The organism is Microbulbifer maximicatervae (SeqCode), assembly GCF_052467695.1.
Map to the genome: position 1 here is coordinate 391,515 of NZ_CP174320.1, position 26,167 is coordinate 417,681.

At 50.4% G+C, this 26,167-nt stretch carries 20 protein-coding genes and 3 tRNA genes; 7 read left to right on the forward strand and 16 right to left on the reverse strand.

The window, feature by feature from the left end; genetic code table 11:
- Positions 1-78 precede the first annotated feature (78 nt).
- From ACJJI8_RS01780 to ACJJI8_RS01790, 3 genes are all read left to right on the forward strand, one after another.
- Positions 79-870, forward strand: a complete 792-nt coding sequence (locus tag ACJJI8_RS01780) for an acyl-CoA thioesterase (protein ID WP_444934071.1) — start codon at positions 79-81, stop codon at positions 868-870.
- A gap of 398 nt (positions 871-1,268) precedes the next feature.
- Positions 1,269-2,306 (forward strand): endonuclease/exonuclease/phosphatase family protein, encoded by a 1,038-nt coding sequence (locus ACJJI8_RS01785; RefSeq protein WP_444907381.1) that lies wholly within the window; start codon positions 1,269-1,271, stop codon positions 2,304-2,306.
- 164 nt (positions 2,307-2,470) lie between these two features.
- The gene (locus ACJJI8_RS01790; protein WP_444934072.1) at positions 2,471-4,033 is read left to right on the forward strand and encodes a hypothetical protein; all 1,563 of its coding nucleotides are present in this window, start codon (positions 2,471-2,473) and stop codon (positions 4,031-4,033) included.
- Positions 4,034-4,088: 55 nt separating this feature from the next.
- Here the strand turns inward: ACJJI8_RS01790 and ACJJI8_RS01795 are convergent, their stop codons facing one another.
- The 14 genes from ACJJI8_RS01795 to ubiM all read right to left on the reverse strand — a co-directional run bounded on the left by ACJJI8_RS01795 (position 4,089) and on the right by ubiM (position 17,375).
- Positions 4,089-5,057, reverse strand: a complete 969-nt coding sequence (locus ACJJI8_RS01795; protein ID WP_444911445.1) for a zinc transporter ZntB — start codon at positions 5,055-5,057, stop codon at positions 4,089-4,091.
- A 51-nt stretch (positions 5,058-5,108) separates the two neighbouring features.
- Positions 5,109-5,513, reverse strand: a complete 405-nt coding sequence (locus ACJJI8_RS01800) for a GFA family protein (protein ID WP_413663182.1) — start codon at positions 5,511-5,513, stop codon at positions 5,109-5,111.
- Complete coding sequence (locus ACJJI8_RS01805; RefSeq protein ID WP_444934073.1) at positions 5,506-6,156, reverse strand: hypothetical protein; 651 nt, start codon at positions 6,154-6,156, stop codon at positions 5,506-5,508. The genes ACJJI8_RS01800 and ACJJI8_RS01805 overlap by 8 nt, the downstream gene beginning before the upstream one ends.
- Positions 6,157-6,270: 114 nt before the next feature.
- Positions 6,271-8,394, reverse strand: a complete 2,124-nt coding sequence (gene pnp, locus ACJJI8_RS01810; protein ID WP_444918105.1) for a polyribonucleotide nucleotidyltransferase — start codon at positions 8,392-8,394, stop codon at positions 6,271-6,273.
- A gap of 263 nt (positions 8,395-8,657) precedes the next feature.
- Entirely contained in the window at positions 8,658-8,927 is a 270-nt protein-coding gene (rpsO, locus tag ACJJI8_RS01815; protein ID WP_252083174.1) for a 30S ribosomal protein S15, read from the reverse strand.
- A gap of 146 nt (positions 8,928-9,073) precedes the next feature.
- Positions 9,074-10,015: a tRNA pseudouridine(55) synthase TruB gene (truB, locus tag ACJJI8_RS01820; RefSeq protein WP_108734360.1), complete on the reverse strand. Its 942-nt coding sequence runs from the start codon at positions 10,013-10,015 to the stop codon at positions 9,074-9,076.
- A 3-nt stretch (positions 10,016-10,018) separates the two neighbouring features.
- The gene (gene rbfA, locus ACJJI8_RS01825) at positions 10,019-10,417 is read right to left on the reverse strand and encodes a 30S ribosome-binding factor RbfA (protein WP_108734361.1); all 399 of its coding nucleotides are present in this window, start codon (positions 10,415-10,417) and stop codon (positions 10,019-10,021) included.
- Between the two features lie 89 nt (positions 10,418-10,506).
- Positions 10,507-13,401 (reverse strand): translation initiation factor IF-2, encoded by a 2,895-nt coding sequence (gene infB, locus ACJJI8_RS01830; protein ID WP_444934074.1) that lies wholly within the window; start codon positions 13,399-13,401, stop codon positions 10,507-10,509.
- Positions 13,402-13,465: 64 nt separating this feature from the next.
- Complete coding sequence (gene nusA, locus ACJJI8_RS01835; RefSeq protein ID WP_413663186.1) at positions 13,466-14,968, reverse strand: transcription termination factor NusA; 1,503 nt, start codon at positions 14,966-14,968, stop codon at positions 13,466-13,468.
- Positions 14,969-15,010: 42 nt separating this feature from the next.
- Positions 15,011-15,475: a ribosome maturation factor RimP gene (rimP, locus tag ACJJI8_RS01840; RefSeq protein WP_108734364.1), complete on the reverse strand. Its 465-nt coding sequence runs from the start codon at positions 15,473-15,475 to the stop codon at positions 15,011-15,013.
- A gap of 136 nt (positions 15,476-15,611) precedes the next feature.
- A tRNA-Met gene (locus ACJJI8_RS01845) sits at positions 15,612-15,688 on the reverse strand.
- 37 nt (positions 15,689-15,725) lie between these two features.
- Positions 15,726-15,802 (reverse strand) — tRNA-Met (locus ACJJI8_RS01850).
- Between the two features lie 41 nt (positions 15,803-15,843).
- A tRNA-Met gene (locus tag ACJJI8_RS01855) sits at positions 15,844-15,920 on the reverse strand.
- A 288-nt stretch (positions 15,921-16,208) separates the two neighbouring features.
- On the reverse strand, positions 16,209-17,375 hold the full coding sequence (ubiM, locus tag ACJJI8_RS01860; protein WP_444934075.1) for a 5-demethoxyubiquinol-8 5-hydroxylase UbiM: 1,167 nt from the start codon (positions 17,373-17,375) through the stop codon (positions 16,209-16,211).
- Between the two features lie 195 nt (positions 17,376-17,570).
- Between ubiM and ACJJI8_RS01865 the strand changes: the two genes are divergently transcribed.
- Complete coding sequence (locus tag ACJJI8_RS01865) at positions 17,571-18,362, forward strand: PhzF family protein (RefSeq protein ID WP_444934076.1); 792 nt, start codon at positions 17,571-17,573, stop codon at positions 18,360-18,362.
- An 82-nt stretch (positions 18,363-18,444) separates the two neighbouring features.
- On the forward strand, positions 18,445-18,867 hold the full coding sequence (locus tag ACJJI8_RS01870) for a GFA family protein (protein ID WP_444896197.1): 423 nt from the start codon (positions 18,445-18,447) through the stop codon (positions 18,865-18,867).
- An 82-nt stretch (positions 18,868-18,949) separates the two neighbouring features.
- Here the strand turns inward: ACJJI8_RS01870 and ACJJI8_RS01875 are convergent, their stop codons facing one another.
- Positions 18,950-20,110, reverse strand: coding sequence for an NnrS family protein (locus ACJJI8_RS01875; RefSeq protein ID WP_444934077.1), 1,161 nt, complete (start codon positions 20,108-20,110; stop codon positions 18,950-18,952).
- A gap of 811 nt (positions 20,111-20,921) precedes the next feature.
- Here ACJJI8_RS01875 and ACJJI8_RS01880 point away from each other — a divergent pair.
- Positions 20,922-22,133 (forward strand): hypothetical protein, encoded by a 1,212-nt coding sequence (locus ACJJI8_RS01880; protein ID WP_444934078.1) that lies wholly within the window; start codon positions 20,922-20,924, stop codon positions 22,131-22,133.
- A gap of 35 nt (positions 22,134-22,168) precedes the next feature.
- On the opposite strand, the gene ACJJI8_RS01885 is transcribed toward ACJJI8_RS01880, so the two are convergent.
- Positions 22,169-23,557, reverse strand: coding sequence for an MFS transporter (locus ACJJI8_RS01885; RefSeq protein WP_444934079.1), 1,389 nt, complete (start codon positions 23,555-23,557; stop codon positions 22,169-22,171).
- Positions 23,558-24,865: 1,308 nt separating this feature from the next.
- On the opposite strand from ACJJI8_RS01885, the gene ACJJI8_RS01890 reads away from it, so the two are divergent.
- A complete protein-coding gene (locus ACJJI8_RS01890; protein ID WP_444934080.1) occupies positions 24,866-26,161 on the forward strand; it encodes a hypothetical protein in 1,296 nt (431 codons plus the stop codon).
- The last annotated feature ends 6 nt before the right edge of the window (positions 26,162-26,167 follow it).

Below are 26,167 nucleotides of genomic sequence, written 5' to 3' on the forward strand. Positions count from 1 at the left end.
TACTCCCCTCATCCGGGTGCTTCTCACCCGGTATTTTTCTGCGGCAGGTCCCACCTGCCGCTCTCAAGCGGTAACACTATGACTTTCGACCAACTAATCCAGGATTGGCTCTCGACCAATGGCGCCACTTCTGTGCCCGAAGGCTGGACCCAGGGGCGAGCTACATTTGGCGGCCTTGTAGCCGCAATGCTGTATGAGCAGATGGCTTCAGAGCTGCCTTCTGAGAGCAGCTTACGCTCTTTTACCACCTCATTCGTAGGCCCGGTTACCCCGGGGGAGATTAACACCCGTGCGGATGTCCTCCGCGCAGGCCGCTCTGTCACTCAGGTACAGGGGCACCTCGATCAGAATGGTGCCGTTATGCTGGCGGGCCTCGCCAGTTTTGGTCGCGGCAGGGAGTCATCCGTTCTCGCCAAAGGTCCCTCAGCACCGGAGTACCCCACCCCGGATAAATGCCTGCCCCTGCCCTATATCGAAGGTGTAGTGCCGGAATTTACACAGAAGTTCGATTACCGTATCGCATGTGGGGGCCTGCCTTTCAGCGGCGCAAAAGAGAGAGTTTTAGGTGGCTGGGTACGATTTAAGGATGGCAGTGAGAGCCGTACTGGTATCAGCCACTTACTCGCACTGATCGATGCCTGGCCACCGGCGACACTCCCGATGATGAAAGAGCCGGCTCCCGCCAGCTCATTAACATGGACAGTGGAGTTTATGGAGCCACTCCCAGAGCGCACCGCTTCTGACTGGTGGCAATACGAGGCCGAAGTGGAACAGGCTGAGGATGGCTACGCAGTAATACAGGCCCGCTTGTGGGATGCCGATGGACGTTTAACCGCCCTCTCCCGCCAAATGGTCACTATCTTTGGTTAACCAGCACTCGTCGATCAACTATCCCTTTACCGCCACTCATTGAGTGCCTTGGCTCCACGGATGGAACCATTTAAGCGGTCCTAAAAAATTTTGTAACTTTTCTGCAGCCTTCAGATCACTCTAAATAATACTTCCCGATCCTGCTTAACCCGCCTAACGAATCAATTATTACCTACATAAAAATATACAACTTTCGTGATTTTTATTATTTTTTTATGGAAAAAATAATTCGCGCCGCCCTTACAGAAAAATAAAATAAAAAAAACCTCCTTTACTCCAATTTGTAATCTACGCTATCCATCATCCCCTCCATCGAAAACAAAGGGGCCGCCAGAGAAACGCCCCAATTTTCGACCCCACTACAAAACCGTCGGTAATAACAAAGTTGGAGAGCAATAATGATAAAAAGAATATTTTTTTCACTCACACTTCTATTCAGCCATTCCGCCGCAGCAGTAGATTTTGAAGACGTTTGGGATGCAATTACTTCTTGTAACTGGTTTGAATTTATTGATGATGTCGACGATACCGGTTCAAAAGACCTGGACGGCTATGAATACGGTGACACTGAATTTGCCGATGCCAATTCAGGCAGCTTTGACATGATCGTCTACAACATGGATGGATTTTTGGAGTGTATAGGCGGCAACAGCAAGTCTGACTTCAAACAAATTATTAACACTTTTGATAATAACCCCAAAGACCTCTGGTTGATGCAGGAGGCTTGGAGCAAAACCAAAGCCAATTATCTGGACGACGACGACAAGCTCGATAACGACACAGTCCCCTATCGCTCCAAACACTGGAAAGGCACTGGTACCAGCTTTGGCAATGGCCTGCTGACCTTTTCCAAGTTTCCGTTTGACCGAGATAATCGCGATGACGACGACTACACCTTCGCCACTTATGAGGAGGAAACTTTTGATAAGTGCGCAGGTAATGACTGTGATACCGAAAAAGGCTTTACCGTAGCAAAAGTTGAAGTGACCAAAAACTTCCATGTTCATGTGTACAACACCCATATGGATGCAGGACACCAAGACGATGATCTAAATGCCAAAGCCAAGCAACTCGACCAGATTGCCGATATGATCGTCGCCCACTCAAGTAATGCCACAGTCATTTTGGCTGGTGATTTCAATATGGCGTTTGATGAAAATGACGACGGCTGGCGCGGTACAAACTACCAAACTTGGAAAGCATTTTTTGCCAAAACCGGCGGCAAGCATGCCTGCCAATATATGCTATCTGGCAGCGACACCAGCTTGGAAGCCTGTGCTGATGAACTTCAGGACGATACCGATCATGTCGTCGTTATTAATAACAACCCCAATTACACGCTGGACGTAACCAATTACTACATTGGCTCCGCAGAGTACACAGGGCTGAGCGACCACGACCCAGTATTTGTAGACTTCTCATGGGTTAAACACTAAACGAGCGGCACACAGCCTCTTCCGCAGGGGATCGGAAGGGGCTTAACCAATTTACCGACAGAGTGAACGACACCGGACTGAAAACACAATCCAGCTACAATTTTGCTTATTGAGGAGAACTTTAACCCACGCATAAACCGCATGCTTGGCGGGAAGGGCTTTCAGTGGACAGGATTAAGAACCTAGTTGTCGGGAGTGGTCCTGCGAGTATCGCTACGGTTAAGGCATTGCAGGATATCGGGCAAGAAGTCGAAGTCGTTGATGTCTCATATGACCTTGAAGACGATATCAAATACCAAGTTAATATCTTATCCAAAAAAAACATTGATGCATGGACTCAGGAGGACAAAGATAAACTGTTTCCAGCTCCAGTAGCCTCCCGAAAAGGCCTGGAAAGAAGATATCTATTTGGGTCTGACTTTCCATACAGAGTACCAAAACCTCTCAGCATTACGACAAAAAACTGTAATACAGAATTTTCCCATGGCTTTGGTGGGCTTGGGAACGTATGGGGTGCAGCTATCATGCCCTACAGTGAAAACCAGCTAGCAAATTGGCCTATTTCCTTAAATGAACTAACGCCATCCTACAAAAATGTACTCCGCTATATGCCTATAAGTGCGGAGATAGACAATCTCAACAACGAGTATCCACTATTCCCTAACAACTTTACTGCCATCAAAAGAAATGCGCCGACAGATTTCTTATTGAAAAAATTGAAGGCTATTGAAAGTAATCTCCAGAGGAATGGCATTGAATTTGGTCGAGCCCGCTTAGCGGTAGATGCAAGCAAGGGGGAGCATGGATGTAGATATTGCGGCCACTGCTTTGACGGATGCCCATACCAATCTATTTTCAACCCTAAATACTTGTTTGAAAAACTACAAAAAGACAAACTCACCATACATAAAGGTCTTCTTGTCCTGGAGATTCATGAAACAAGTCAAGGCGTAGACGTGATTGCAGTTGATATAACCAATAGCAAAATAAAAAAAATTACCGCACAGAAAGTTTTTCTCGCAACCGGCCAGTTTGCCACCACTACAATACTGGCAAGATCCCTCAATCTATTAAATACTCCAATCAAAATCAAAAACAGCCAGTATTTTTTCTTCCCCCTCTTTCTCTACAAAGGGTATCGTTATGAGATTGAGTTTACCCTCGCAGAAATCTTTCTAGAAGTTGACAATCCAAACATAAGTCCTGAACAAATACACCTCCAACTTTATGGTCGAAGCCAAATTATTGAAGAACAATTAACATCTCTACTTCCCCCCCTTTTCCCAAAGCAAGTCGCCTTGGATCGCTTATACGTAATTCAGGGTTTTATGTCCTCTGAGGATTCTGATTCATTGGAACTAACTTTAACCGACAAACAAGCAGATAGCTCTTCAATAGAAATAAGAGGAATTGAAAATACGAGAGCCCGAGAAATCGCCCAAAGAACACAGTCTTTAATAAGGCGTTCACTGATAAGGCTTGGTATGGTCCCCCCCTTCTTTCTCACCGTACTACCACCAGGCAAAAGCTTCCACCTTGGTGGCAGTTTCCCGATGGGAGGAAAACATGAGATATTCCGCTCAGACCTCTTAGGAAGGCCGGCACACTTTAAAAATGTCCATATTGTGGATTCTGCCAACTTTCCCAATATTGCAGGCTCAACCATCACCTTTACCATTATGGCGAATGCTGATCGAATCGTAAGGTCTATAGGGTTTCGTGGCTGATTGGCAGCCCAGATAACTGAAATAACCTATTTAGCTAGGATACTTCAAAAGATAACTACAACCACTTTTTCCAGTAAAACAAAGCGATCTGCCCAGCCAATGCCACCACCAGCAAGATGCAAAAAGCAATAAAGCCCAAGGACGACTGTCCCCAGGGAATACCGCCGACATTAATCCCAAACAATCCAGTGAGAAAGCTCAGCGGCAGAAAAACTGCTGCCACCACTGATAGTACATACATACGACTATTCAACTGATCCGAAGTGCGACTCAACAATTCCTCCTGAGCGATTGCCGCGCGCTCCCTTACCGCATCGATATCGTCAACATGGCGCTGTAACCGATCATTTACCTCTCCCAAGAGGGCGTGGCTGTGCTCATCAAACCAGGATAGGGATTCCTGCTGCAAACGCCCGAGCACCTCCCGCTGCAGGCATAAGTAGCGTCGCAATACGATAGTTCTCTTGCGCAGCCGAACCAGTAGGGAAGAGAGCTCCGAACCTCCCTTATCTAATAACAGGTTTTCCAGGTCATCGATTTTTTCTTCGAAGTCTTCGGCCCGATCACACATACGCAAGACCAACAGATCTGCCAGGGACATCAAAAGAGCCGCAGTTCCACGGGGACCAAAGCCACTGCGCAAACGAGAAAGCAAGTCATCCTCTGAAAGCAACTTCCGTCGGCCGGTACTGATAATACGGTTTTCCTCGGCCCAAATGCGAATGGCGATCATATCCTTTGCACGCGGTTTGGATTTTCGCTCAATGCCGTACATAGCCAACATCAGCCCCTGATCCACAGTCATTACACAGGGGCGCGTTGTCTTCGCAGACAGGGTCTCTATCGCCGTAGCTGTGAGTCCACTATCCTGTTGCAGCCACTCGACGGTGTTGGTGCTGTCGTAGTCAAAATGCAACCAGAGAATTCCCTGATCAGGTTGCCAGGATTTCACCTCTGCCCAGGAAAGCTCTCGGCCCGAGCCTTTGCGATCGAGTAAGACAGCGTAGACCAGACCAGTTTCCATAAGCTCTCATATCACCTGATATTGATTGGAGCATCACTTTCTTTGCGCGACTTATTTACTGAGATGGGCCAGCTCTGCGGCGTTCTGCTCCCAGTTTTGACCATCGAAAGGTTCGACCTCCAAGTCTCCGGGCCTCTCATCAAAACAGCGCGCATTAAGACTATAGCCATCCGGGTTGGAGCGCGGCACATAAAAAGACTTAACGCCGCAATGGCGACAAAACAGGTGCTTGGCCACTCCCGTATTAAACGTATAACAATCCAGGTCTTTTTCCCCAGACTCCAGCTTAAAGTTTTCAGCGGGAATAATGACGTGCAGAAAACCCACTTTTTCACACATCGAGCAATTGCACGCATGGGCTACCAGTTTCTCCTCTGAGTCGCGCTCGTGCCGCGCCCGATAGCGAATAGCGCCACAGTGGCAACCTCCGCGAAGTTCAGTAGTAACTTTACTCATTTGAATTATTTTCCTTTTCAAATAACGGGCGGGCAGCCAACAGTGAAAACAGCGAAAGGCCCAGCAGCAGGTGGAACCAGTTTGTACGCGCCAAGCCCAGCACTCGCGGAGCGCCGGTACCCACAAACAATCCATCCATTGCAATGACTACTGCCCCTGCCCCCAGTAACAAAGGACCCGGTGGCGATAATCGTCGCGGTGACATCAATTCCATCATTGCAACCCACAACCACAATAGAAGCCCCAGGGCGGAAAATACCTCTGTCACTTCCTGCGGCGATAACCTGCCACTTTCCGAGACGCCAATAGACGAGGCCAATACCAGCACCAGCACTACATAAGCGGGTCCCCGGGCACTCTGTCCAATACCTATCTCGAAACGTGCCCAAACCAACCCTATTCCAATTAGCAACAGCGAACTAAACCCGGATAGCTGCAGTAAAGCCCGGTGTAATTGGGTTGCCCCGGGATCAATACCGTAGCGATAGGCACCGACAATCGCGGAGACAGCGATAAATAGAAGACCCGCCATCACCAAGAGTGCAGCTGATTGGAAGCGAGCATTGGTAAGACGCCAGTACTGATTGGCAATCAGCAGTGCGGCGAGGGTGAGGAGAATGTCGATCAGCCAGAAGTTGTCCAATGTTTTGCCCTTTTTTTCCAGAATTCTAATAGAAAACCGGTAATAAGCGACAATTCCGCTTCGGCAGATACAAAAAAACCCGGCTTAAAAGCCGGGTTTTTTCAGTCCGTAGACTTAAGCTTCGTCGGAAGCTTGCTTGGCTTCTTCAGCGGCAGCTGCATCGGCCTTGGCTTCCTTGATAGAAAGCTTGATACGTCCACGCTGGTCAACGTCGAGTACCTTAACCTTAATCTTCTCACCTTCACTCAGGTAATCAGTTACGGCATTTACGCGCTCTTCAGCGATCTGGGAGATATGCACCAGACCGTCTTTGCCCGGCAGGAAGTTAACGAACGCACCGAAGTCTACGATACGTACCACGGTACCTTCGTAGATAGCGCCAATCTCAGCTTCCGCAGTGATCTCCTCGATGCGGGTTACCGCCGCTTCCAGGCTCTCACCGTCTTCACCGAAGACTTTGATAGTGCCGTCATCTTCGATATCGATGGAGGCGCCGGTCTCTTCAGTGATGGAGCGGATAGTCGCACCGCCTTTACCAATCACGTCGCGGATCTTGTCCGGATGGATCTTCAGGGTCGCGTAGCGCGGTGCGTTCTCATTCACGGTGGTACGGGAAGAGTCGATCACCTTGTTCATTTCCGCGAGGATGTGCAGACGCGCGTGCAGAGCCTGCTCCAGAGCGGTTTCCATGATCTCTTCGGTAATACCTTCGATCTTGATGTCCATCTGCAGCGCGGTTACACCAGAGGCGGTACCCGCTACTTTGAAGTCCATATCGCCGAGGTGGTCCTCGTCACCGAGGATATCGGTCAGAACCGCGTAGCCTTCGTCTTCCTTCACCAGCCCCATAGCGATACCGGCTACCGGTGCCTTCAGCGGAACACCCGCATCCATCAGCGCCAGGCTGGAACCACATACGGAAGCCATGGAGCTGGAACCGTTGGATTCAGTGATCTCGGAAACTACACGCACGGTGTAGGGGAAGCTGTCCGGGCTCGGCAGAACTGCAGCGATACCGCGACGAGCGAGGCGGCCGTGGCCGATTTCGCGACGACCGGTAGCACCTACACGACCCGCTTCACCTACAGAGTAGGGAGGGAAGTTGTAGTGCAGCATAAAGTAGTCTTTGCGCTCACCTTCCAGGGCGTCGATGATCTGTGCATCGCCAGTGGAACCGAGGGTAGCCACTACCAGAGCCTGGGTCTCACCACGGGTGAACAGCGCAGAGCCGTGGGACTTGGGCAGAGCGCCAACTTCCACAGCGATCGAACGTACAGTTTTGCTGTCGCGACCGTCGATACGAGGCTCGCCACGCACTACAGCGCCGCGCACCAGCTTCTTCTCCAGCTTGCCGAAGTAGCTTTTTACCAGATCGGCGCTAATTTCTTCAGTAGCCAGGGCTTCAGCGGCTTCGCTGCGCAGTTCCGCCAGGCGGGTGCTGCGCTCTTGCTTGTTGGTGATGCGGTAGGCTTCGGCAACCTTTTCGCCAAACTGAGCGTCCAGGGCAGCTTTCAGCTCGGTGTTTTCCGCCGGAGCCTGCCAGTCCCACTGGGGCTTGCCCGCTTCCGCTTTCAGCTCTTCACAAACCTTGATAATGGCCTGCATTTCCTGGTGTGCGTAGAGTACGGCACCCAGCATGATGTCTTCCGGCAGCTCCTGGGCTTCGGACTCCACCATCAGTACGGCGTCTTTGGTACCGGCAACGACCATGTCCAGCTCGGAGGTCTTCAGAGCTTCGTAGCCCGGGTTCAGCAGGTAGCCGTCTTGCTGGGTGTAACCCACGCGCGCAGCACCGATTGGGCCTGCGAAAGGAATACCGGAAACAGACAGCGCTGCGGAAGTGCCGATCATGGCAGCGATATCCGGGTCCATGTCCTTCTCAGCGGAGAGAACAGTACACATCACCTGAACTTCGTTCATAAAGCCGTTCGGGAACAGCGGGCGGATCGGGCGATCGATCAGACGGGAAGTCAGGGTTTCTTTTTCAGACGGGCGGCCTTCACGCTTGAAGAAACCACCGGGAATTTTGCCAGCCGCGTAGGCTTTTTCTTGATAGTGCACGGACAACGGGAAGAAGCCCTGATCAGGCTTGGCTTCTTTAGCGCCGACAACAGTACACAGGACAACAGTCTCTCCCATGCTAACCAGGGCAGCACCGGTAGCCTGGCGCGCGATACGGCCGGTCTCGATGGTGACTTGGTGTTGTCCGTATTGGAAAGTTTTGCTTACTGGATTCACTAGTTTTTTTCCTATTTCCTTACGGTTACTGGCCCATTCCAGTAACCCCTACAGTGGTTGCCTGGATAGAAGTTCCAAACCTTCAATCCAGAGCGATACGGGGATGTACCGCTACCGACCCGGGTGGCCGGTGCAAACGCAGCACATCCGCCAGGATATTTGCCCCTGGGGTTGTGTTGCGAAACTGCCGAAAAGTGACAACAGCGCCACTTTTCAGCAAGCATTAAAGAAGAAAGCCCGCCAGAGGCGGGCATTCCAGGGTCTTAGCGACGCAGGCCGAGCTTAGCGATCAGCTGTGCGTAACGGTTCAGATCCTTGCGCTTCAGGTAGTCCAGCAGCTTGCGACGCTGGTTTACCATGCGGATCAGACCACGGCGAGAGTGGTGATCCTGCTTGTGCGCAGAGAAGTGACCCTGCAGTTTGTTGATGTTGGCAGTCAGCAGGGCTACCTGGACTTCCGGAGAACCGGTGTCGCCTTCAGATTGGCCGTGCTCTTTCAGGATTGCTGCTTTTTCTACTGCAGACAGTGCCATAACGATTAACCTCGTCGTAATATGCTTTAAAAGATTCGGCTGGCCCGTGCATATTTACAGACCAGCTACTCACTGTTGTGGACTTAGTCCACTGCAATACTCTCACATCAACCGCTATCGGCTCTCACCAATATAGCGTTTTCTGCTTAAGTACTACTTACCAGACGCCGAGGCGCTACGCACCCGTCGTCAGTAATTTCTCCTACGCCCAGAAAATCGCCATTTTCCAGGAAGAGGCGCACCATATCACCTTCTTCACCGATACGGTAGACCTGCAAATCCATTACCGGCTGCCCCTGACGCACATAGTAACCAGACTCGTCCGGAAGGGTGAGTTTGGGCAGCGAGGAGGCAGGAGAATCCACCGATAACAGGTGGTGATCCAACTCCTCCGCCATTCCCTCACCCCGCTCTGCGGTGAGCTCATCCAGAGTCACTGAATCGGCCTCGACGTAGGGACCGGCTGCGCTGCGGTGCAACTCTTCCACATAGGCACCGACACCCAGGGCTTGACCCAGGTCTTCGGCAATACTGCGAATATAAGTGCCCTTGGAGCAGTGAACCTCAACTTCTGCACGGGGCTGGGCGCCCGGTGTAAAGCTCAGCAGTTCAAATTCAAAAATCTCTACTTCCCGCGCCTCGCGCTCCACTTCCAAGCCCTGGCGCGCCAACTTATACAGCGGCTGCCCCTTGTGCTTGAGGGCCGAGTACATGGACGGCACTTGCTTGATGGGACCGCGAAAGGCTTCCATCGCTTTCAGCACAGCTTCTTCGGTCAAACCGGAAGCATCTTTGGTTTCCAGTACATCGCCATCAGCATCGCCACTGGCTGTAGTCATACCGAAAACAAAAGTACTGCGATAGCGCTTGTCCGCATCGAGCAGGTACTGGGAAAACTTGGTCGCTTCGCCGAAACAGATCGGCAACACGCCGGTTGCCAGGGGGTCCAGCGCTCCGGTGTGACCGGCGCGATTGGCGAAAAAGAGTCGTTTGGCTTTTTGCAGGGCGTCGTTGGCAGTAATCCCGGCGGGCTTGTTCAATAACAGCACGCCGTGAACCGGCCGGCCCCATTTTGGTCTGCGGCCCATGGATTAATCTTCGTTGGAGTCGCTATCGTCGTCTTGGTGTTTGCGATCTTCTTTAACCGCCTTGTCGATCAGGGCAGACAGCGCCTGGCCGCGCACCGAGGTCTCGTCGTAGCGGAAGTGCAAACGGGGAATAGTGCGAATCTGGATCGCGCGCGCGAGCTGCGTGCGCAAAAAGCCGGCGGCTTTATTCAGCACTTCGATAGAGGTATTAATTTTGCTGCGATCATCCTCACCCACCAGGGTGACAAAAACTTTAGCAACGGTTAGGTCGCGGCTGACTTCAACATCATTGACGTTGATCATACCCAGGCGAGGATCGCGAATCTCGTGTTGGATCAGCTGGGCCAGCTCGCGGCGCATGGCGTCGGCGACGCGGTCTGCGCGATGAAATTCTCTTGCCATTGTTTACCTATTGAGAATGGCGGTTTAAAGACAGGAAAACCCGCACGGCTAGGCCGCGCGGGTTTATCCTCGATCCGCTGCGGAACTCCTTAGAGTTCGCGAGCAACCTTAACGATATCGTAAACTTCGATCTGGTCACCGGACTTAACGTCGTTGTAGTCCTTAACCCCGATACCACACTCCATGCCGTTGCGCACATCTTGCACATCGTCTTTGAAGCGACGCAGGGATTCCAGTTCGCCCTGATAGATCACAACGTTGTCGCGCAGTACGCGGATCGGCTTGTTGCGGTAGACGGTACCTTCAGTAACCATACAACCGGCAATGGCGCCAAACTTCGGTGAGCGGAACACATCGCGAACCTGGGCAATACCCACGATCTCTTCGCGTATTTCCGGATCAAGCATACCGGACAATGCCTGCTTCACTTCGTCGAGCAGGTTGTAGATCACGCTGTAGTAACGAATCTCTACGCCTTCTGTCTCAGCAACCTTTCGGGCAGCCACATCAGCACGGGTGTTGAAGCCCAGAACGATAGCGCCGGAGGTCAGGGCCAGGTTGATATCGTTCTCGGCGATACCACCTACACCGCTGGACACGACGTTGACAGAGACTTCTTCGTTGCCGATATCCGCCAGTGCGCCCAGGATAGCTTCCAGGGAGCCGCGAACGTCCGCTTTGATAACAACCGGCAGTACTTTGCGCTCGCCGGCTTCCATGTTCGCAAACATGTTTTCCAGCTTGGCCGCCTGCTGGCGCTGCATGCGCTCACGACGCTCTTTATCACCGCGCTGTTCAGCTACTTCACGAGCTCTGCGCTCATCCGCAACCACCATGAACTCGTCACCAGCGTTGGGTGTGGTGTCCAGACCCAGCAGCTCAACCGGAGTTGAAGGGCCAGCTTCTTTAACCTGCTTGCCCAGCTCGTTGGTCATGGCGCGAACACGGCCGTAGCTCTGGCCTGCCAGTACGATATCGCCGCGCTTCAGCTCGCCGTTCTGTACCAGCAGGGTGGCCACAACACCGCGACCTTTTTCCAGGCGGGATTCGATCACAACACCTGTTGCCGGTACCTTGACCTTGGCCTTCAGCTCCAGCATCTCTGCTTGCAGGGAAATCGCTTCCAGCAGGTCGTCGATGCCTTCACCAGTGTGTGCAGACACATTGATAAACTGGGTATCACCGCCCCAGTCTTCAGGAATTACATCTTTCGCAGCCAGCTCGTTTTTAACACGATCGGGATCGGCAGCTTCTTTGTCGCACTTGTTGATTGCAACAACCAGCGGTACACCGGCAGCGCGGGCGTGGTTCACAGCTTCTTCAGTCTGCGGCATCACACCATCGTCAGCGGCCACCACCAGAATCACGACGTCAGTCGCCTGGGCGCCACGGGCGCGCATCGCAGTAAAGGCGGCGTGTCCGGGGGTATCCAGGAAAGCGATCTCGCCCTGGCTGGTTTTCACACGGTAAGCACCGATGTGCTGGGTAATACCACCGGCCTCACCTGAAGCCACCTTGGTCTTACGGATGTAGTCCAGCAGGGAGGTTTTACCGTGGTCAACGTGACCCATAACGGTAACTACTGGTGCGCGGGACACCTCAGTGCCTTCACTGGCCTGGGTCTCGGCAACCAGCGCTTCCTCCAGCTCGCTCTCAGAGCGGAATACCACCTTGTGGCCCATCTCCTCGATGATCAGCTGTGCAGTTTCACGGTCCAGGCTCTGGTTGATAGTAACCATCTCGCCCATTTTCATCAGGCGCTTGATCAGGTCACCGGCTTTCACATTCATCTGTTTGGCCAGCTCGCCAACAGTGATGGTTTCGCCCAACTGTACTTCGTACACCTGTTTCTCCGTGGGCCTTTTAAAGCCGTGCGTAGGTTTAACCTTCAAGGTCGGACGAGACAGGGAGCGCGTGCTGCGCTTGGATGCTTCGTCTTCCTCAAATACTTCCAGCGCCTGTTCGTACAGAGCGGTTTTGCTGGATTTTTTCGGGCCGGACTTGGAGCGGCGACCGCGACGCTTACGCGGCTCGTCCTCAGAGCGATCAGCTTCAGCGGGGGCAGTGGATGCTGCCTCCAGCTTGCGACGCAGAGCTGGCTTGACCTCAGTGGTCTTCTCAGCACTTTTTGCCGGTGCTGGCTTAGCCTTGGCTGTCTGTGCAGCTTGTGCAGCTTTCTCTTTCTTTTCCTGGGCTGCGCGTCGGTCAGCTTCTACTTTAGCTTTCTTCTCTTCAAGTTCACGCTTTTCCTGCTCAGCCTGCTGCTTGCGACGCTCCATCGCGGCAATTCGCATTGCCTCGATATCGTCTGAGTAGCTTGAGCGGATTGGTGCGGCGGGCTCTGCCTTTTTCACTACGTTTTCCGCGGTCTTATCCTCTGATTTAGCCGCATCTTGATCGGCTTTTACTTCATTGCTTGCTTTCGCTTCGGCTTCAGCCTTGGCTTTTGCTTCTGCTTCGGCCTTTGCTTTCGCTTCGGCTTCAGCCTTGGCTTTCGCCTCGGCTTCGGCTTTGGCTAGCGCCTCTTCTTCCGCCGCTAGGCGTGCAGCTTCTGCCTCGGCTTCTACGCGAGCGCGTTCGGCTTCGGCCTCCAGTCTTTCCTGCTCATTTTGCAGGGCATCGACTGCCGCTTCCTGCTCGGGGCTGCTCGATTCTTCGCCTGCCGCTACGGTTTCAAGCTCAGCTTGAGGGCGCTTCACATAAGTGCGCTTCTTGCGCACTTCCACATTCACAGTCTTGCGGCCGGTGCCAGAGCCAGTCTTCAGCGTGCTTGTGGTTTTGCGCTTCAAGGTGATCTTGCGCGGCGCGGCGCCCTGCTCCCCGTGACTGCTTTTCAGGAAACTGAGCAAGACCTGCTTTTCCTCGTCTGACACCACTGCATCCACAGAGGTGTGAGGCAAACCCGCTTCTTTCATCTGCTTGAGCAGACGGTCTTCGGTGGCACCAACCGATTTGGCGAGTTCACTAACTGTTACTTCGGCCATTCTCTCTCCTAAAAGTCACTTGGTCGGAGGGGGTTACTTATACGTAAGTTATTTTTCGCTGCATTTAAGCTTCTTCGCCGCTGTCATCGGCAAACCAGGGCTCACGCGCCTTCATAATCAGCGCTGCAGCGCGCTCCTGGTCGAGACCTTCGATATCCAGCAGGTCATCGACAGCCTGCTCTGCCAGGTCTTCCATCGTGGAAATACCACGGCTGGCCAGTTGGAATGCCAGCTGGCGCTCCATACCGTCCATATTCAAAAGGTCTTCCTGGGGCTCAGATGCATCCAGCTTCTCTTCAGATGCCAGCGCTTGGGTCAACAGGGTGTCCTTGGCGCGGGCGCGCAGCTCCTCAGCGATATCCTCATCGAAGCCCTCAATTGCGAGCATCTCTTCGATGGGTACATAAGCTACTTCTTCAAGAGAGGCAAAGCCCTCTTCAACCAGCACACCAGCAACGTCTTCATCGATATCCAGGCGATCCATAAACACCTGCATGATGGAGCTGGACTCGGCTTCCTGCTTGCTCTGCCACTCGTCACTGCTCATGACATTGATCTGCCACTGGGTCAGCTCGGAGGCCAAGCGCACATTCTGGCCGCTGCGGCCGATAGCCATTGCGAGGTTTTCCTCTGCCACGGCTACGTCCATAGAACCGGTGTCTTCGTCGACCACGATGGATTCAATTTCTGCTGGCGCCATCGCATTGATAACGAACTGAGCGGGGTTTTCGTCCCACAGAACGATATCTACACGCTCACCAGACAGCTCGTTGGATACCGCCTGAACACGCGCGCCGCGCATGCCCACACAAGCACCCACCGGGTCGATGCGACCGTCGTTGGTATTTACAGCGATTTTTGCACGCAGCCCGGGATCGCGGGCCGCGCCTTTAATTTCGATTACCTGCTCGGAAATTTCCGGCACTTCAATGCGGAACAACTCGACAATCATTTCCGGGCAGGAGCGGCTCAGCATCAGCTGGGGGCCGCGGGCTTCCGGTTGAATTTCCAACAGGATTGCGCGCACGCGATCACCGAGTCGGAAAATTTCGCGACCAACCAGCTGATCGCGGGGCAGGCGCGCTTCGGCGTTATTACCCAGGTCTACAGCGATAAAGTCGCGGGTCACCTTCTTCACAGTGCCGCTAACCATTTCGCCAACGCGATCGCGGTACTCGTCTACAACTTTGGCGCGCTCGGCTTCACGTACCTTTTGTACGATGACCTGCTTTGCGGTCTGTGCGGCGATACGTCCAAATTCTACATTTTCCACCTGCTCGCGGAAAACGTCACCTGCTTTCAGGTCAGCATCTTTTTCGTGGGCTTCTTCCAGGGTGAACTGGGTACCCAACTCAGCCAAGACTTCATCACCGACCACTTCCCAGCTGCGGAAAGTCTCGTAATCGCCTGAACGACGATCAATGATAACCTCAATGGTTGAATCTTCGTCGTAGCGCTTCTTCGTGGCCGTTGCCAATGCCGCTTCGATGGCCTGGAAAATAATCTCCTGGTCAACGCCCTTCTCGTTGGATACCGCCTCGGCTACCAGCAAGATCTCTTTGTTCATGCAACTGTGCCTCAAAATCGCCTGAGCTCAGGCTCCTACAGGTTATTTGGTAAATTGGGGAATGATATTTGCTTTTTCGATACTGTCGATCGGCAAAAGGTATTCGTTTTCACTATCTACACGCAGAACCACTTCATCACCCTCTACACCGGCCAGCAGTCCGCGCCACTTACGCTGCCCATCCAGAGGCATACGCAGACGAACTTCAATCTGGGCGCCGATAAAGCGCTCGTACTGGGCCAGCTTATAAAGAGGGCGGTCGAGCCCTGGGGAAGAGACTTCAAGTGTGTACTTACTACTGATGGGATCTTCCACATCCAGTACAGCACTGGATTGGCGGCTCACTTTCTCGCAATCCTCAACGGAAATACCGTTTTCGGAGTCGATATAAATGCGCAGCAGCGCGTTGCGACCGTGGGTTTGGTACTCAATACCCCACAACTCACACCCCAGCGATGCCACCACCGGCGCCAGAAGCTCTTCCAGCAATTCGCGTTTGCTCGCCATTCTCGTCACCACATACAAAAAATGGGCCTACGGCCCACTTCGAAAAATATCTGCAACTTTTCTTGCAGATACGAAAAAGCCCCTGACGGGGCTTTGACCGCACATTCGTGCAGTCAGTGTGCACGAATGCAAAATTTGGTAGCGGGGGCAGGATTTGAACCTACGACCTTCGGGTTATGAGCCCGACGAGCTACCAGGCTGCTCCACCCCGCAACAACGAAAGCGCAATCAAAGCTTCCCTAAGGAAAGTTGGTAGCGGGGGCAGGATTTGAACCTACGACCTTCGGGTTATGAGCCCGACGAGCTACCAGGCTGCTCCACCCCGCAACAACAAATGCGCAATCAAATATTTTACCCGAAGGTAAAATTGGTAGCGGGGGCAGGATTTGAACCTACGACCTTCGGGTTATGAGCCCGACGAGCTACCAGGCTGCTCCACCCCGCAACAACTCCAAGAAACAAAGCCTGGTTGATCTTTGTTTCCCTGCGGCGGGACCAGCCCAACCACTCAAGAGGCTGCGCATTCTATTGGTGCTGACCCGGTGAGTCAAGCCGTAATTGGCATTTGTTTTCACCGGGGGGTTAAAGCCGTCTCTACCATCTCGCAAATCAGTATAGAAAAGGAAGAAAATCCCGCAAGCAGGCCACCTTCATATACCGTCTTCTTTCTTGCACAAGTACTTTTTATAAAAAGAACGAAGAGCAAAACTCTCTTAACAAGCCTCTGGATAAGCTAGCGAGTTAACTGGTGCACTATTGCTTTTCGAATTGGGGGAAAGCGATCACTGACTCGCAACACCATTTTGCGCAGCAACTTGGCCGGCAGGCGATCGTCAGTAAACAAATCCACCACCCTATTAGTTCCAGAGTAAATCGGCTTGGATTCAACCCGGTGCAGCATCTGGTAACGGGCCAGGGCCCGAGTCAGCTTGGCCGGGTTATATAGACGGCTAACACTATCCAGTTGACGGGCCAAAGTATCCGCACCGGCCAAGCCCAAATTAAATCCATGCGCGGTCACTGGATGCATCCCCACAGCGGCATCTCCCACCAAGGCAAAGCGCTCAGTGAAAAAATGATGTGCATAAACCGCAACCAATGGATAACAGTGGCGCTCACCAAAAGCTTCGACACCGCCGAGCTGGGACGCGCTTTCGCGGGATACGTGCCCGGCAAACTCTTCATTACCCATCGCCATAATCTGGGCAGAGAGACTGGCGGGAACAGTAACCACGGCCGATGAAATATTTGCCCTGGGCAAAGGCAACAGCGCCAGTGTCGAGCCGTAGCGGAAACACTCCCGGGCAATACCATCGTGGGGTAATTCGGTGCGTACAGGGCCGACAATCGCCACTCGGCCAAAGTCGCGCATATCGGCGCCAATTCCCGCCATGCGTCGCACTTCAGAAAAACGGCTGTCGGCTGCAACCACCAGGGAAGCGCGCACGCCCTCCCCCTCTGCCAACTCAAGATGACGCATAGCGCCACTCAATGTCATCCCGGTAACGGTCGAGTTATCGAGCAGCGTTATATTCTCAGTCTCCAAAACTGCCTCATATAAGATTCGCCGGATTGCAGAGTTGGAGACAATAAAACCCAGAGGCCCCCTCTCTCCCGGGCTAAAGTGGAGTGTCGAAGGGGAATTGCCGTCGACTACTTCGGCAGCATTTAGCGGACTAATCTCTTCCGGGGATAATCTCTGCCAAGCCCCCAGTTCTTGCAGCAGCTTGTAGGATTTGTGTGTCAGGGCAATCTCGCGGCCATCGTCAACGGGAGCGGACAGCGCCGACTTATCCTGGCGCTCAATAATTGCCACCTGACACCCTTTGCGGGCGAGCATCACCGCCAAGGAAAGTCCCGCCGGTCCAGCACCTACGATAGCTACATCGGACTCCGTCATTTTCACACCCCTGATCTGCACGCAACAAATACAAGTCACTCTAGTGACTCACATCCGGGATAAACTGATCCAGATCAGGTTAAAGCCAATCCCAAGCCGCTCTACAGAGGTATAAATTGGTGAACTTTAGGGGTATAAAATATCACGCCCGCCACCAGCGCTTCTGAAAAAACTGGAGCACCATGGAGTTCAAATATGGAACTTGAAATTCATTTCATTAACGCCTTTACCGACAAAGTCTTTCACGGAAACTCAGCCGGAGTTGTTGTTACTGAGAATTGGCTGGATGAAAATTTAATGCAGTCCATCGCTGCAGAAAATAACCTTTCCGAAACCGCGTTCCTGGTAAAACGCCCAGATACCAGTTATGGAATTCGCTGGTTTTCACCGTTAACGGAAATTGATTTTTGTGGTCATGCCACCCTGGCGTCAGCCCATGTTCTTTTTTCTCAAAACCCTCAATGTGAGCAACTCCAGCTCCATGCTGCCGCTGTGGGCAAAATGACAATAAGCCGAGGGGAAAATGGAATTATTTCCATGGACTTCCCACGAAGGGAGCCACAACCCATAGATCGCATACCGCCGGAATTACTGGAGGGGCTTTCAATAACACCAAGCCAGGTGTTACTTAACAACCAAGCTTACTTTGCCATCTACGATAGTGAGCGAGACGTTTTGGATGTGCAGCAGGATGCGAGCAGCCTGCGAAAGCTCGCCCCCTACGATGTGGTCGTTACGGCAAAATCCGATAAGTACGATTTTATCTCCCGATACTTCTGGCCATCCAATGGTGGTGCCGAAGATCCGGTGACCGGTTCTATTCACACAGGGCTCGCCCCTTACTGGTCACAAATTCTGGATAAGAAAGAGCTGATCGCCTATCAAGCCTCTAAGCGCGGCGGCCTGCTGAATTGCACCATCGCCGGGGACAGGGTCATTATCTCAGGCAAAGCAGTACCCTATTTGAGCGGGACCATACGGGTTTGATACCCCAACGCCGGGATTTCCAAAATAAATCACAGTTTCCCCTAATTACGATAAGTACAGCTAAACAGAGGAGCATTAAGCAATGGAACAAAAAGGATCGTGCCTATGTGGCACTATTAACTTCGAAATTGAAGGTGACTTTGGCGGCTTCTTTCTCTGCCACTGTAGTTACTGCCGCAAAGATACCGGTTCAGCCCATGCAGCAAACCTATTCTTCGCATCAGCGAAACTTGAATGGCTATCCGGTGCAGAACAAGTCAAAACCTTTAAGCTGGCAGGGACGAGGCACAGCAAAAGCTTTTGCAATCAATGCGGTTCCGCAGTGCCACGAGAAGATCCTGAAATTGGCCTCTTAGCGGTTCCCGCTGGCAGTCTGGATCGCCCAATAGATGTAAGGCCTAATGCCCATATCTTTATGGCCAGTAAAGCCGAGTGGGACCGGGAACTGGAAACAGTACCTAAAGTAGACAAACTACCCCAGGTAGCTAGTGCGGACTCTGAATAGACCAGTTAATGATGGCTTTACTCGACCACAGTTGCTGCGATGATAAGGTTTCTCGCAGCAACTGAAGATCACATAGAGAGAATTAGCCGCGATGACCGTCAACGCGCGGCTGGAAAAGCACCGGGGTGTAATACAGTAAGAAAAGCGTGTAACCGACTACCCAGGCAATAATTGCTGCGAGCAAACCACTCGGGGCGGGTGCCCAAAACACACGTGCGAGAGCAGATAACGCCAGGGCCATAAAAGCCAGGGGCATCAAGCGCGGCGCCTTCAATATCCGACCTGTGTGGCCGAGACTGACGCGACTGGTCATAGACAAGATCAATCCGCCGATACCGCCAACGGCAAATGCGTGCAAGGCGGGACTCTGCCAGGAAGGGGCAATTTGGCTCCAGGCCAGAGCCGCGAGAAAACACCCCAAAATAACCAACCAGTAGCTCACATGCAGAGACCAAACCATCGGTTCTGCCCATATTTTTGTAGGGTGCCAGCGCACCACCCGGATCACCTGCAAAATACCCAGAGAGACCGCAAAAAAGGCCCAAACCATTTGCGGCAAACCAACAGCCACCGATAGCAACAAGCCCACCGCAGCAATATGGGTACCCCACTCTACAGCCGGTATCTTATCTCTTGGGCTCAAGTGAAAGCGGCGCGCCGTAAAGAAGGGTATAACCCGCCCGCCGATTATCAGAATAATCGCCGTCACCAACAGCAAAGCCAGCAAGGCGATTCGGCTCTGTGCCCCTGGCAGCAACCAGTGGCTAGCGGACAATGCAGCAAACATCAGCATCGCAGGCAATACAAACATATTTCGCCACTGCTTGGTTCGCAACACCCTGGCTCCGAGCAAAAACGCTGAGAACAGGAAAAAGGAGACTTCAGCAATCACCGGCATCCAAATAGGGACCGCCACCAACAGGTAACCCAAACGGGCCAAGAGCCACAGGCCGACCAAAGCAATAAGTTGGGTTCCCTTTGGCGAGGGGATACCAGTCCAGGTTTGCATGGCCGTGCCGAGAAAACCCACAACAACGGTAGCCGCGAACCCAAACAGCATCTCATGGGAGTGCCAGACTACCCCCATTCGAAAAGCCGGCATCTGCCAACCGAATAACTGCCCCTGCCAGATAACCAGGGCAACCATACTCCACAGAGCAGCTCCCCAGAAAAAAGGGCGAAACGGCATACGCCAAATAGGTGCAATAGACTCCGCGCGCGCGCGGTCAACGATAGGTATCAAAATCCATTCTCCTTACCAACTACGGGAACACCAGGCTCCCTACACAAATAATTCGCAGTACAAGACCACCCCGACAGGCCTGCTTTGCTTGGAGAATCAAAGGCGTCCTAAAAAAAGCAGGACACAGGGGTTTATCTGTCCGGCGGCGCCGCAACCTAGGCAAAAGCGCCGACTTTTCAGTCATCCGCATCAGTGCGGGATATCGCCCGAGATTCCATTTCCAGGGATTGGGAAAGAGCCCTATTCTCACTCAATTAACAAAAATAGTTAACAAAAAAATGAGTAGTCTGTGAATTATTCTAACTGGGGTGAAGAATCTTTTTCTGTGTAGATAGCCTGAAAAAAACCACACGTTTTATAGGGTTATTTCTATTTTCAGGAAAAACTGAGCAAAGGTGAAGTGGACTTGAAGTATCTCACAAGTTTACTCAAATTGGGAAGCACTTCCATTTACAGAAACATACACGGAGCCACCAATAAACAAACACTCAACCAGGAATAAAGCTTGAACCTATTTCCCTAGTAATTCAGTAATTATCTCTCATATACAAACCATTATATTTTCACCATAATTTTATATGGCAATCATTACACGGTGCCCAGTGCCGGCAAGATACAGCCTAAGTTAAAGATTTACGCCAGCCTGTGCAGTGGAGGAATTATGCTCATACCAGGCTATCTTATCGCGGCATCAACCTTACTATTCTGCTGCCAGGCCCTCGCAACCAACACTTATATCCTGTCACAACAGGGTATTGGCAATCTGGCTATAGGGGACCAAAGCGACCCAACCATCATTAACAATCTCATCATGCAAACACAAGATGGTGAATTTAATAATGTGGTGGCTCAGCAATCCAACGGCAATACTGAAGGATCTATTATCCAGTTGCAGAGAGGCGTATCAAACGAGCTAATGTCAGTCCAATCCAGCAGCCTGGGTAGCACGACATCAGTCTCCCAGCTTAATGTTCTCAACAAGGCCGAAACCTCACAGACAAGTACACTGTTTAGCACTATAAGCATCAGTCAGGAACAATCCCTAAATCAAATTACGAGCATACAAAACCTTTCCACTGGTACAACTGCTAACATCTCGCAGATAGGAACCCTAAATTTTTCGGAATCTATCCAAGATGATGTTGCTCTTAGTGATGTCTCTATTAGCCAGTTAGGTAATTTTAATAGAGCTGAGATTATCGATAAAGAAAGTGGCATAGCAAACTCTGCCAGTATTATCCAAAGTGGAAGCCAGAATATTGATACTAGAATTATCCTGATACAGTCTCTGGGAACCAATAATCAAATTCAACAATTTGGCAATAACAACACTGCCCGGATAACAAATACTAACGGCGCCTTTAATACCAACTCAATAGTACAACTTACAGATTCCAGTGCTACTAGCATCCAAACAAGCAACTCTATTCAGGGATTTAACAGTTCCATCCAGCAAGGACAGAGTAATCGCGCTTCTATAATTGTTAATCTTGCTCAAAACAACCAGGCCTTTACATCTCAAAGTGGAGCAAACAACGGGTCCACAATCAACCAGATAAACATCAATAATTTTTCCGAGATAACACAAACAGGAACAAGTAATAGCGCCACGTCAATACAACTCGCTATTGAAGGGGCCAGTAGTGTTGTCACACAAAGTGGATCGGATAATAGTGCTGATATTAGTCAAAGTGGATCAGCCTCTGAGGCAGCTATAGACCAGGAATTTGATCAAAATACATTAATAGCCATTCAAGATGGCTTTAGTGCAAGACTACAGTTGCTGCAACAAGGCCTACAGAATCAAGTAAGTTCAACGCAGTCTGGTTATATTGATGATGCGGATATCATTCAACTGGGTGAGCTAAACACTATCAATCTCACTCAAACCGGCAGCTTTAATAGTGCAGAGCTACTACAACTAGGTACAGACAACTTTCTCAGGGTAATTCAATTGAGTTTTGGTGCTACTATCTCCATTTCACAGATTGGCAGTAACAATTCTGCGATATACATACAGTAGAGAAAGAGGCTAAGAAAAACCATATTATTAATTGCTCAGATTTTTTCTTTCTGGGAAACATCCCCTTTCACAAACAGCAAACTTACAATCAGTGCTGCAGCAGCCAAACACGCATTAACAGTAAATGCCCGATCAATACCTTCAGATAATTCCGGAGCCATCGCAACAACCGTTGTATTCATCGCCAGACCAATAGCACCGCCGATAATTTGGAACATATAAATTAAGGCCGCCGCCAAGCTTGCCCTGGCAGGCCCCAATACCGTAACCGCAGTAGTCGTTATCGTAGGAAAATATAAGCCTAATCCTATACCGAGAGTGAGCATTCCCGGTACCAAGTGCAGATAGTGATCGCGAACCACTAGGCCAGAAAGTAAAAACATTCCCAAACCTAAAAAGAGTGCCGCTCCCGCTAAAATTAGGCGAGCCCCCAAAAATTCATATAACCACCCTGCTATATATGAGACTACCGCATAGGTAATCATCACCGGCAATAAACCCGCACCAGACCAAACTGCAGAATAGCTCAACTCCTTAATTAAAAATTGAGGAATATAAAGCAACATAGATACAAAAGTGACCGATAGAAGCAAAGTCACCAGACAGATAGAAAAAAAGCGCCAATTAGTAGCTACATCCGGGGGAATAAGTGGGTCAGAGCGAGTATGAGGCTCAACCCAGGCAAATACCAAAAAGAAAATCACCGATGTTACTAAAAGTCCAATCACTAAAGGACTTCTAAATCCTACATCGATAACAAAATCCAGAGATAACATTAAAGCCAAAAGGCTAATTGATAATGAGGCCATCCCCCAATAGTCAACCTTTTCATTGCTCTCATCGGGCTTATCATCCTCAATTACTTTCCAGCCCACCAACATTGCCGCCAAAGCGATGGGTAAGTTAATAAAAAAAATCCAGCGCCAGCTAAGAAAATCTGTAAAGAAACCACCCAACAGTGGCCCTACAGAGTTCGCAAAGCCACACACCGTCATTATCAAACCGCCTGCCTGACCGGCGCGGTCATCAGGCATGATCTGATAGGTCATGCCGAGCACAGCGGGCCACATCAGAGCACCACCAACACCCATTAATGCCCGGCTTCCCAGCAGCATCCATTCATTGACGGCCAGACCACCCAAAACTGAGAAAAAGACGAAGATTGAGGTTCCAACAAAAAATAGCCGGCGCCGACCAAACATATCCGCCAAGCGCCCGCCAGTAACTATAAAAATCCCGAACACCAATGCATAACCGTTAATCACCCACTGAAGAGTGGAGATATCTGCGTTAAAGTGTTTTTCCATTGCAGGGATAGCGACGGAGAAGGCCGTAAAATCATTGGCCACCAAAAAGACTGCCAACGACAATGCTGTTAAGCCAATAATCTGTGATCGCGATAGCGGGGTCTTTGAGGCTGCCATGAATGCCAAACTTCACACTTTGCAAGTTATGCAATGGATATATAAGCTTGGACCAATGAAGGACCAACTGCAGCGCAAATTATCAGGCAACACCAAGTAACAGCCTAGAACCAATGGGGTTCTCATAAACTTTATTACTAGAATCTCGGTGCTTTTCTCCTATATCCAGAATGACTTTCTTCCGCAATACTCTGATTAGGTCCCAGCTCAGGCATAGACAAGCATTAATGCCAACAACAATGGCTTGATGTCAGTGTAAGTCCGCAGTCTCACTAATCCTCATTCCATGTTAAGCAGATCGATCAACCCAAAAAGCAGTATCCGGTAGCAGAAGTATTTAAAGCTATCAGCCGATGATCAATCAGGATTGATCGACAGGCTTGAGCGGGGCCCCTTCTCCAATTCTTATAAATCAAAAATCAAAGACTGACAGGATTTTCCCATCAAGGTGCTATCTTTAGCCATTACCATTCTCTCGATCAATCATGGCCATCAGGCCCTGGCGAACAGTACTTACTCATCAACCAAGTAAGAACTGGCAACACTGCTACTGAATATCAAATTGAACAAACAACCACTAACAACTTAATAAATCAAGCTCAGATTGGTGACAATAATAACGTTGAAGCAACACAATTTAACGGCAACAACAATTAAATAATGCCCACGCAGGCAGGAATGAACGATAGCATCACCACTACTTAATTTGGTAATAATACCGCGATTTCTCTGCAGTAAAGCCATGTGCCTATCTCTAGAAATTGGTATGTTCAGACAGCTATCTCCCAGAATCTATCATCCAACCCTCCTCCCAGCAGCCACATCCTAACACACTGAAAATATCAGATATTTTCCGATTTTAGTCCCAGTATCTCAGTGCTTTTATCTCATTCCCCTGAGGAGTCTCATGGTCAATAATTTTTTCCAAGGCTCCAATATCTGAAACGAGCTGGATTTCGACTTTTGGAGAGCCCAATCAAACGGATTACAGAGGAGAAATATCTATGACAAACGGTGAGCACTTATGCCCACCAGAATTTGGAATCATTGAGCCTTTTAGATAAAGCCGCCAATGATCACCGCCCCGGCATAGCCAGGTATTAATGCCGATGGCTTGGAGCCAGTGCAAGTCAGCAGTCTCACTACTTCTCTCACCATTTAGGGCCGATCAAATAACCTCCAATGCCCGACGGATGGTAGGTCGACGTTCGATTACACGGGATTGGATATGGATTTCACCTGTGTTGTACAGGAAGTACTGTGGACGCAGTCAAAGCGCCATAGCGAGTTGAAGTAAAGGAGTTACTTGTGAAGATCTTACCTATAGCCGTTACCGCTCTATCCCTTGCCATAAGTGGCCTGGTTCATGCAGATGACAATGAATATATTCTCTATCAAGAAGGTACGGGAAATACAGCCTCAGGGGATCAAAGTGATCCCTCTATATTTAACAACCTCATCGAACAGACTCAAATTGGGGATAATAATGATGTTGAGGCCATCCAGTCTAATGGCAATACCAACGGCACTATTATTCAATTTCAAGAAGGGGATAATAACACTTCAGATGCCACTCAAGATGCCACCACTGACTCCATCATTGAGGTCATTATCTTTGGTGACGGCAATGATATGGATCCCACGCAAACATCAACCAGCAATTCCTTCATGCAATTGGATGTAACAGGGAATAATAATTCTGGAGGCGGCTCACAGGATGCCACTTCTGATACCTCATTAATATACATCATGGAAGGCAATGACAATCTTGGCTTTTCAGTTCAGAATAATGTTTCCAACAGTTCAATGAGCTTTACCTTTGTAGGTGACGATAATCTTGGCTCCTCTGTACAACAAGACTCCGATTCCGCAACTTTAGTAGCTGAAAGTTATGGTGACGATAATCTTGTTAGCACCACCCAGAATGTCAGCTCAAGCACTACGATAATGATCTTTCAAACCGGGGATAGTAATCTTGCGGCCGCTGGAGAGCAGATTGGCAGTGCGAATAATACAGCCACAATTACTCAAATTGGGAGCTCAAATATAGGTGGACTTGGTCGTTTTAATAGCTTTAGTCAAAGCACTACGTATGAGCAGTTTGGAGACGGTAACCTATTTGATAATGCAACCATTGACTCAAGCAATAGTATCGGAACGGTCCTACAGCAAGGAAATGGCAATACTAGTCTTGCCCTATTACAGACGGTATCTGATAACGCCTATTACATATCACAGATCGGTGATGGAAATATGGTATTTCTTACCCAGTCTGGATCAAGTCACACTGCTGAGATCATTCAGATGAGTGATTTAAATGAGATAAATGCAGATCAACAAAGCTTTGATAACGATCTGTACGCTCTACAAAACGGTGAGGACAACCTGATCAATTCACTGCAGGATGGGGACAGTGAAATGGCAACACTAAGTCAGGCAGGCACCCTGAATGAAATAGATCTCACCCAAAGTGGACAACAGGACACTGCCACTCTATCTCAGGACGGTAACAACAACTTTCTAAGTGTTACCCAAACCGGATTTAGCGATAGCATCAATGTTACCCAGTTGGGTGACAACAATAGTGCCACTTTTACACAATAACTAGTT